Annotated in this window: 6 protein-coding genes and 1 pseudogene; 3 read left to right on the top strand and 4 right to left on the bottom strand. The window is 72.9% G+C overall.

Annotated elements, in window-relative coordinates; genetic code table 11:
• Positions 1–496: 496 nt before the first annotated feature.
• A pseudogene (locus tag ACFU3E_RS37840) lies at positions 497–628 on the top strand (transporter); the annotation flags it as partial.
• A gap of 442 nt (positions 629–1,070) precedes the next feature.
• On the opposite strand, the gene ACFU3E_RS37835 reads toward ACFU3E_RS37840, so the two are convergent.
• Together ACFU3E_RS37835 and ACFU3E_RS37830 are read right to left on the bottom strand one after the other, a co-directional pair.
• The gene (locus ACFU3E_RS37835) at positions 1,071–1,631 is read right to left on the bottom strand and encodes a snapalysin family zinc-dependent metalloprotease (protein ID WP_384169199.1); all 561 of its coding nucleotides are present in this window, start codon (positions 1,629–1,631) and stop codon (positions 1,071–1,073) included.
• A gap of 88 nt (positions 1,632–1,719) precedes the next feature.
• Entirely contained in the window at positions 1,720–2,370 is a 651-nt protein-coding gene (locus ACFU3E_RS37830) for a LysE family translocator (RefSeq protein WP_384169196.1), read from the bottom strand.
• Positions 2,371–2,611: 241 nt separating this feature from the next.
• Here ACFU3E_RS37830 and ACFU3E_RS37825 point away from each other — a divergent pair, with 241 nt between their 5' ends.
• Entirely contained in the window at positions 2,612–3,184 is a 573-nt protein-coding gene (locus tag ACFU3E_RS37825) for a hypothetical protein (RefSeq protein ID WP_384169194.1), read from the top strand.
• On the top strand, positions 3,141–3,530 hold the full coding sequence (locus ACFU3E_RS37820; protein ID WP_384169191.1) for a hypothetical protein: 390 nt from the start codon (positions 3,141–3,143) through the stop codon (positions 3,528–3,530). Before ACFU3E_RS37825 ends, ACFU3E_RS37820 begins: the two co-directional genes overlap by 44 nt.
• Before the next feature lie 90 nt (positions 3,531–3,620).
• On the opposite strand, the gene ACFU3E_RS37815 is transcribed toward ACFU3E_RS37820, so the two are convergent.
• A complete protein-coding gene (locus tag ACFU3E_RS37815; protein WP_384169188.1) occupies positions 3,621–4,964 on the bottom strand; it encodes a M1 family metallopeptidase in 1,344 nt (447 codons plus the stop codon).
• A gap of 77 nt (positions 4,965–5,041) precedes the next feature.
• Positions 5,042–8,908: a Pls/PosA family non-ribosomal peptide synthetase gene (locus ACFU3E_RS37810; RefSeq protein ID WP_384169185.1), complete on the bottom strand. Its 3,867-nt coding sequence runs from the start codon at positions 8,906–8,908 to the stop codon at positions 5,042–5,044.
• Positions 8,909–9,457 lie beyond the last annotated feature (549 nt).

Here is a 9,457-nt window from a genome sequence, read left to right as displayed (position 1 = left end):
GGCCCACGCCGACGGCGAGGGCGAGCGCGGCGGCGACGCCGGCCAGTCGTCCGGCCCGGTGCCCGGCTCGGCGTCGGGGGGTGTCACCGCTGCGCGTGGGTGAGTCGGTGTGGGGGTGGAGGTGCACGAGGAGTCGTCCTCTCTGTCGTGGCGGGTGGCCGTTCGCGGGCACGCGGGACCTGGGGCGTCCGCCGCGTGCCCGCGGTGGGCACCGCCGCGTCGGGCTGGCCGTGCCACTGTCAGGGACCGGCCGCCGCGCGGGGACCGGCAATGTCACCGGTCTTGTACGGCCGCCGCCGTGGATGTCCCCCGCCCGTCCGCCCCGGGCTTCCGGCAGCGGGACCGGTCTCGCGGAGACAGCGGGTGCCGCCGCGCGGTGCCGCCACAGCCCGGTGCCGCCGCAGCGCCCGTGCGCCGGGGAACGCCGGGCAGGCGACGCCGAGAACTCCTCGTTCCTGGCAGCGGCCCGGCCCTCGTCCCGGCCGCGCTCGGATGAGGGCCCGGCGGCGGCCTGGTCTTCTCCGCCGTCACCGGCACCTGCGGCATGGCCGAGATCCTCGCCCGGCTCCCCCACGACCAGCCCGGGGCCACCGACCTGGACGCCGCACTCGCCGCCCTGAAGGGCTGACACCACCGGGCCCGCGGGACGATGGGGGCCTTCGAGGCGGCACCCGCGTTCTCGTGGCCGTCCTCGACACCGGCGCCTACTGCTTCCCCGCGCCCTACCAGTGCAACACCCTGCCCGAACCCTCCGTCCACGGTGCCCGTACAGCTCCGGACGGGAGCACCCGCTTGCAGCTCCTGCGCTCGGCCCAGACCATCGACGACCTGCTCGGCCGAAGCGGCGGGGATGTCACGAGCCAGTACCACGGCAGGCGACCGGCCGCCGGGCGCCACGGCAACGGGCCCTGCCGGGCGCCACTTCGAGGGGATTTCGCCGTCCTGTCCTGTCAGGCCCGACCGGCCGCGGCCGACGACGCTCCCCTGCCGTCCGGCAGAGCGGCAGGGGAGTTGTCGCGCCTGCTGCCGTCACCGGCCGCCGGCGGGCGATGCGGCGCGAGAGCGGCGCGTCAGTCCACCATCACCTCGGCACGCAGCGCCGGGGCCCTGCCGGTGAGTGCGCCGCCGAAGTTCCCCTCGACCGCCGCTTTCTCCGCCGCGTTCGGGTACGGGTTCGTGCACGAAGTGCCCGCGCTGGAACCGGACATCAGGCTGGAGCACGGTCCGGGCTTGCGATCCGGCAGGCCCAGGATGTGCCCGAGTTCGTGCGCGGAGATGCGGATCGTGTCGTAGCCCTGGTCGACGGCCTGGCGCCCGATGTACACGGTGCCGTTGCCCAGGCCGGTGGGCAGGGCGCGCGGCCATCCGTTGTCCGCGAGAACCCGGATGTTCGCTCGCTGCCCGGCTGCGGCCGGACGTAGCTCGACGGCGTCGACACTCCCGTTCCAGATCGCAGCGCCGCGATCGACGGCACTCCTGAACTCCGCGGAGCCGCTGGCGTCATAGGTCAGGACACGCGCGGCGAGGGGGGCCTCCGCCGCTCGGGGGGCGGCTGATGCCTGGCCACCTGTCAGGGACAAGGACACCAGACAGGCAACGGCGAGGCCGCCGGTCAATATACGGACGTGCATGATCGACCTCCTGTGGGGAAAGGCAGTCGTGCTCATGACATTTCATGCCCCTTGCCCGGCAAGGTCACCACTGAATCCGTCCAACACGTCAGGCGACGGTCGCGACCGAGACACCGATGGCGATGAACAGCCAGCCGGAGGCCAGTTCCCAGCGGTCGCGGACCTTCGGCCGGGCGAGCAGGGCCCGCAGCCGAGCGGCCACGACAACGACGGCGAACCAGTAGACGATTCCGATGGCGACGTCCAGCATGCCCAGGAAGAAGATCTGCTGCGCCGGAGATCCGTCGCCGTCGACGAACTGCGGTAGGACGCTGAGGAAGAACAGCGCGGCCTTGGGATTGAGAAGGTTGGTGAGGAACCCCTCGGTGAAGCCGGACCGGAAGCGTCCCTGGACAGGCCCGCCCTCCTGAGGGGCGTGGGATGCGGCCCCGTTCGCGTCGCGCCTTTCCCGGGCGGCCCGGCGGGCGGCGAACACGGCCCGTACACCGAGATACACGAGGTAGGCCGCCCCCGACAGTCTGATCCCGTCGTACACCACGGGTGAGCGGGTGGCGATCACCGAGAGGCCGGCCGCGGCGGCGAGCATGTGGACGCACAGCCCGGTCTGGGCGCCCAGTGCCGCGGCCCTGCCTTTCGAGGGATCCTCGGCCGCCGATCTGACCACTACGAGGAAGTCGGGGCCCGGCACCACGTACGCCACCAGTACGACGCCGAGGAAACCGGCCAAGTCGACCGTCATCCGCCCTCCACTCCCGCGTCCGCGAAACCGCCCCCAGCCAAGGTCTGTCGGCACCCCCACGCCGGTGGCCGGACCGGCGGCGGAGCCGTCGAGTACCCCCAAGTGGGCCGCCTGGACTGCCCGGCTCCTGAAACGAGGGGTGAACCCGCCCCCGCACGAACGTGATCACCGGCATTGACCTCGTAACCACCGCACGAGCACAATCTGCGGGCCTGCGTCACTCCCGGCGAACCGGGGAACCATGTGCGACGCGTGTCCTGACCGCGAGTCGATCGCTGCCCTCGCACGGAATCCGGCGGCACCGGTCGAGGTACTGACCAGGCTGCTGCACAAGGAAGCCATCGCGGCCTGGGACGCCCTGGCCTGGCGCGCCCTGCCGGACGAGGTGGTCGACGCGATCGTCGCGCATCCCGACCACAGGCTGCGGTCGGCGTTCGCCGCCAGCCCCTCGGCGTCGCCGGAACAGCGCGCCCGGCTCATCGACGATCCCGACACACGGGTGCGCGAGGCGCTCGCCCACGGACCCGACTGGTTCCGCATCCCCGTGGAGCCCCTCCCCGTCTCCACCCGGAAGCGCCTGCTCGCCGACCGGGAAGCACCGGTCCGCCGGAGCGCGGCCACCTGCCGGTACACAGCTCCTGACCTGGTCGCCCGTCTCGCCGACCACCAGGACGCGCGCCTCCGGCAGGCAGCCTGCCGCCAGTGGGCCCTGCTCTGCGGCGACACCCGCCGACGCCGTCGGACTGCTCTCGAAGGACGACGACTGTCCCGTGAGACTCCTCCTGTGCGAGAACCAGCCGGCCGTCGACGGTGAGGTCGTGCTGCAGACCTACCTGGACTGCAGGGTCATCACCAAGGGCGCTCTGCTCGCCCACCCCGACTTCCCGCGTGCGGGCGCAGGCCGGCGCTTCGCCGATGCCCCGGACCCGGAGAAGAGATGGCTGGTCAGAGTCGACACCCGAACACCGGCCGCCGTGGTGGCCCGGCTGCTCGCCGACCCCGTAAGACGCGTGCGTGCCATGGCCGCCGCGCACCCCGCCGGCCGGCCTCGTCCTGGAGAGCTACAGGGACCCGGAGCTCTCCTGCCGGGCCCTGAGCAACCCCGCCTCCCGGCAGAGGTCGTGCACCAGAACCCCGACGCCCTGGGCATCCCGCGCTGACGCCGTCGGCGGGGGCCGTGATGAACGTCCGTGGCAGCCCCGGCGGTCCCAGGGCCTGACCTGCTCGAGCACCGCCTTCGGCAACACCCTTCAGCCCGCCGCCCGCCTCTCGGGCCCCGGCAGCGGCGGCAGCGTCGTTCCGTGGATCCACGCCTGCAGCAGTTCGTCCACCGGCTCGGTCGCGAAGCGGGCCACGTGCGAGGTGAAGGCCGAGGTCGTGACCGTGCCGCCCCGGTGCAGTTGCCCCCAGCCACGCAGCATGCGGAAGAAGGCGATGTCGCCCAGTGCGCAGCGCACCGCGTGCAGCACGAGTCCGCCGCGTTCGTAGAGCCGGTCGTCGAACATCGACTTGCGGCCCGGATCCGACAGTCGTAGATCCTGCGGCAGCGACGACAGCAACCGGTGCGCGACGGAAGCGAGTTGCTCGGCCGTACGCCCGCCCGAGCGTTCCGACCACAGCCACTCCGCGTACTTCGCGAACCCCTCGTTGAGCCAGATGTGCCGCCAGTCGGCGATGGACACGCTGTTGCCGAACCACTGGTGCGCCAGCTCGTGCGCCACCAGCCGCTCCGAACCCCGCGCCCCGTCCACGTGATTGGCGCCGAACAGCGACAGCCCCTGCGCCTCGACGGGCACGTCGAGCTCCTCCTCGGTCACCACGACCGCGTACTCCTCGAACGGGTACGGCCCGAAGAGCTCCTGGAACAGGTCCATCATCTGCGGCTGGCGCGCGAAGTCCCGCGAGAAGTCGCCCAGCAGCTGCGCCGGGATGTGCCCGTGCTGCGGTACCCCGCCCGGGCCCGGATCGCCCAGCAGCACCGTCTGGTACTTGCCGATCGCGAGGCCGACCAGGTAGCTGGACGTCGGCGCCGACTGCTCGTACACCCAGGTGGTGGTGCTCGCCCTCGTCGTCCGGGTCAGCAGACGTCCGCCCGCCACCACCGCGTACGCCGACGGCGTGGTGATCGAGAGCTGGTACGACGCCTTGTCGGCGGGCCGGTCGTTGCACGGGTACCACGACGGCGCGCCGATCGGCTGACTGGCCACCAGCGCCCCGTCCTCCAGCTCCTCCCAGCCGAGCCCGCCCCAGGGGCTGTTCACCGGCTCGGGGTTGCCCGACCAGTGCACCTCGACCGTGAAGGGCGCCCCGGCGCGGACCGGCTTGGCGGGACGGAGGCGCAGTCTGCCGCCGCGGTGCGTGTAGTGCGGCTGCCGTCCGTCGACCCGCACCCGGCCGATCTTGTAGTCGGCCAGGTTCAGCACGAACTCGGTGAGCGGCGCCCGTCCCGCTATGGCGTTGATGCGGGCCGTGCCGGACAGCCGGTTCGGGCCCGGGCGGTAGTCCAGCGCGAGCTCGTACCGGTGCACCCGGTACCGGGGGTCGCCGTGCTCCGGAAAATACGGGTCCGCGCCCGCCGCCTGCTGGACTGCCACTGCCGTCTGGTCTCCCTGCGCTGCGCTGCTGCCACTGCCTGCCGGTCCGTCGTCCTCCGGCGCCGAGTGGCCCGCGCTCAGGGGCGCCATGCCTCGATCGGGTTGCCGAGCCAGCGGGTGTCGTCGGGGACGGACTCCGCGGCCATGACGAGCGACGCGGGACCCAGCGTGGTGCGGGCCCCGATCGTGCTGCCGGGCAGGACGATCCCGCCAGGACCCAGCGTCGCGCCCTCACGGAGGACCACAGTATCCGTCCGCAAGATCCGGTCGTGGAAGAGGTGCGTCTGAAGGACGCAGCCCCGGTTCACGGTGGCCGCGTCCTGGAGCGTCACCAGATCCGTCTCGGGCAGCCAGTAGCTCTCCACCCACACGCCCCTGCCGATCCGTGCGCCCAGACCGCGCAGCCATGCCGTCATCACCGGCGTGCCCGGCACCGCGCCCGCCAGCCACGGCACGGCGAGCACCTCGACGAAGGTGTCCGCCAGCTCGTTGCGCCACACGAAGGACGACCACAGCGGGTGCTCCCCGCTGCGGTGCCGCCCCACGAGCGCCCACTTGGCGACGATCGAGACGAGGGCCGCGCCCCCTCCCGCCGCGAGCAGCACCAGCCCCGACAGCAGCGGCGCCCAGGCCCCCAGCGCGCACAGGGCGGCGATCGTCAGCGCCGCAAGGCCGGCTGAGCAGAACACCGGCACGATCCGGCACAGCTCCACCAGACCGCGCGCCCACAGCAGCCGGGCCGGCGGTTCGTACGTACGGCTCCGGTCGCCGTCGGCCGCCGCGCGCGGCAGCTTGACCGGCGGCAGCCCCAGATAGGAGGTGCCCTTCTTGGCCTTCTTCGGCGTCGCCGACAGCACGCCGACCAGACCGCCGTCCGGCACGCTTCGGCCCGGCGCCGTCATGCCCGAATTGCCGAGGAAGGCCCGCCGCCCGATCTCGGCCCGTCCGATCCGCATCCAGCCGCCGCCGAGCTCGTACGGCGCGGTCAGGGTGTCGTCGGCCAGGAACGCACCCTCACCGACCGTCGTCAGGCTGGGCAGCGCCAGCACCGTCGACACCTCGGCGCCGCGCCCGATCCGCATCCCGAGCAGCCGCAGCCACACCGGCGTGACCAGCCCGGCGTACAGCGGGAACAGCGTCTCCCGCGAGCGGTCCATCAGCTGCGTGACCGTCCAGGCCTGCCATCCGACCCGGCTGTGCGTCGGGTGGGTCCCCTCACGCAGGCCGAGGCTCAGCAGCCGTACGGCGATCAGCAGCAGCACCGCGTACGTCGCTCCGTAGGTGAGCGTCGCCGGTACGACGGCCAGGGCGGCGCCCGTGAGGACCGGGCCCGGCGTGACGAAGACCCGGGCCACGAGGAGCGCCGTCACCCCCGCCAGCACCGGAAGTGCGGTCAGCGCGAGACCGGTGAGGCCGTACATCACGCTCCAGTACGTGCCCCGCCGCGGCCGCTCCTCGGGCCAGTTGCGCTTGGCCTTGCCCAGCTTGACCGCGGGCGCCCCCGCCCAGCGCTGGCCGGTGGGAATCTGTCCCGTGACCGCGGATCCGGGCGCCACCTCGGCCCGCTTGCCCACCCGGGCACCGGGGAAGAGCACGCTGCGCGTACCGACAACGGCGTGTGCGCCCACCCTGACCGTGCCGATCTCCAGTCGGTCGCCGTCCAGCCAGTATCCGGACAGGTCCACCTCGGACTCCACGGCCGCACCCCGCCCCAGCTTGAGCATGCCGGTGACCGGGGGCAGCGAGTGCAGATCGGCGTCCGGGCCGACCTTGGCGCCCAGAGCCCGCGCGTACCGCTCCAGCCAGGAGCCCGTCAGCGACGTCGCGCCGCTGAACTCGGCCAGCCGCTCGGCGGTCCACAGCCGCAGGTGTACGCCGCCTCCGCGCGCGTACCGTCCGGGCTTCACTCCGCGGAGGAGCAGTCGCGCGCCACCGGCGGCCAGGGCGAGCCGCCCCGGCGGGCTGAACAGGGCGACGGCCCCGACCGCGAGAAGCCACCACGGGGCCGTGGGCAACCACACGTAGGCGGGCAGGAGATTGCCCAGGGCGGCCAGTGCCACGGTCCAGCGCAGGCCGAGGAGGGTGAACAGCGGGACGAGGAGCAGCAGTTGGATTGCCTGAGCGCGCCTCGGCACCGGGGTGATCGTGCGCCGGGCCTCTTCGTCCCGCGCGGACCTCTCGAGCCGGCGGGCCAGTTTGCGCAGCACGGGCTGCTGGTAGATGTCCAGGACGGCCGCACTCGGGTAGCGGGTGCGCAGCCGGGTGGTGAGCTGGGCGGCGGACAGGCTGCCGCCGCCGGTCGCGAAGAAGTCGTCGGCGGCGCTGGTGACCGGGATGCCCAGGACTTCGGTCCACTGCTCGGCGAGCCAGGCCTCGGTGCCGTAGAGCTGCTCGGTGGGGCCGCCCGCCTCCAGGTCCTTCAGCGGCCAGGGCAGTGCGTTCCGGTCGACCTTGCCCGACGTGCGGGTCGGCAGTTCCTCGACCGGTGCGAGCAGCGGCACGAGGGCGGCGGGCAGTCCGGCCCGCAGTTTCTCGACGGCGGCGGCGTGATCCCAGCCGTCCTGGGTGACGACGTATCCGACGAGGAGCTGGTTGCCGCTGCGGGCGGTCCGTACGGCGGCCGCGGCACCGGCGACGCCGGGCAGGCCCTGGAGCGCGGTGTCGACCTCGCCGAGCTCGATCCGCCGGCCGCCGAGCTTGATCTGCTCGTCGGCCCGTCCGAGGAAGACCAGCCCCTCGGGCTCCGCCTTGACGAGGTCGCCGCTGCGGTACGCCCGCTCCCACCCCAGGGACTCCAGGGGCGCGTACTTCTCCGCGTCCTTCTCGGCGTCGAGATAGCGGGCCAGCCCGACCCCGCCGATGACCAGCTGCCCGCTGCCGCCCATGGGGACGGGCTCGCCGGCCTCGTCGACGACGGCAAGCTCCCAGCCGTCCAGGGGCAGCCCGATCCGGATCGGCTCCGCCCCGTTCATCAGGGACGCGCAGGCCACCACGGTCGCCTCGGTCGGCCCGTACGTGTTCCAGACCTCGCGCCCCTCGGTCACCAGCCGCTGGGTCAGCTCGGGCGGGCAGGCTTCACCGCCGAAGATCAGCAGCCGGACGTCGTTGAGGGTCTCCGGCTCCCACAGTGCGGCGAGCGTGGGCACGGTCGACACGACGGTGATCTCCTGCTCGACCAGCCAGGGCCCGAGATCGGCGCCGCTCCTGACCTGCGAACGCGGCACCGGCACCAGACAGGCTCCGTACCGCCACGCCAGCCACATCTCCTCGCAGGAGGCGTCGAACGCCACGGACAGTCCCGCCATGACCCGGTCCCCGGGCCCGATCGGCTCCTCGGTGAGGAACAGCGCGGCCTCGGCGTCCACGAACGCGGCGGCACTGCGGTGCGAGACGGCGACGCCCTTGGGCTTCCCGGTGGAGCCGGACGTGAAGATGATCCACGCGTCGTGCTCGATGCCGGGGCGTGCGGCGGGGGCCTCGCCGGCACGGTGCAGGGTGATCTTCTGCCCGGCGCCGATGACGGCCCGCACGTCCGCCTCGCCGAACACCAGCCCGGCCCGCTCGTCGGGGTCCTCGGCGTCCACGGGAACGTATGCGGCACCGGCCGCGAGCACGGCGAGGATCGCGATGTAGAGCTCGTTGGTGCCGGACGGGACCCGGACCCCCACCCGGTCTCCGAGTCCGACCCCGGCGGTGGCGAGCTCGCGCCGCAGCAGCTCCACTTCCGCGGCCAGGGCCCGGTACGTGAGAGTGGTGGTGCCGTCGTCCAGGGCGGGCTCGTCCGGATGCGACCGGACGGACGCGTCGTAGACGTCGACGAGCGTGCGCGGCGACGCCGCCGGACGTCCCGAGAAGCGGGCCGCGTCCCCGAGCTCCTGCCGGATCTCCGCGCCGAGCTCTTCGCCGAGCAGGCCGAGAGCGTCGCTCTCCTGTATGGCTGCCATCCGGTCCTCGCGTCTTGATCCCGGATGCCTCCGGGGCGCTGGCGGGCCCGCAGGTGTGCCTGGGGTTGTCCGGCTCCAGCTCGGTAACAAGCCGGAAATCTTAGTACGACGCTAGTTTTGGGCGCTTCGGTACGCCACCCGGAGCGGCCGTCCGAGGGTGGGGTGGTGTCACCATGGTGCCGCTGACCTGGGGATCTTCCAGCGAACGAGACGTGCCCCACAGAAAAGCCGCACGGCCGGCCGCGACAGGGCGGACGGCAGCGGAAGCGCACGTGCGTCGGCGAACGGCACACAGCATCGGGCTCACCGGCCCTGCTGGGAGGGTGAGTTCGAAGGGGTCCGGTGGCCGCCCGAGCGGCCTGCGAGCCGCAGCCGATGCCGGCACACTGGCGTCCCGGACCAGACCCGACCGCGGTCCGGGCTCGTCCGAGAAGGGGGAAGGGCGCCATGAGGTCGCGGCAACTACACGGGGGCCGCTCAGCGCCGCTCACCGGACTAGTAGTGCTTGGTCAGGTCGGTTGTGGTGGTGCGTGTCTTCTTGGCTCGGTG

This window comes from Streptomyces sp. NPDC057424 (assembly GCF_042803315.1).
Taxonomy (GTDB): domain Bacteria; phylum Actinomycetota; class Actinomycetes; order Streptomycetales; family Streptomycetaceae; genus Streptomyces.
This window is presented reverse-complemented; position numbering and strand designations above follow the sequence as displayed.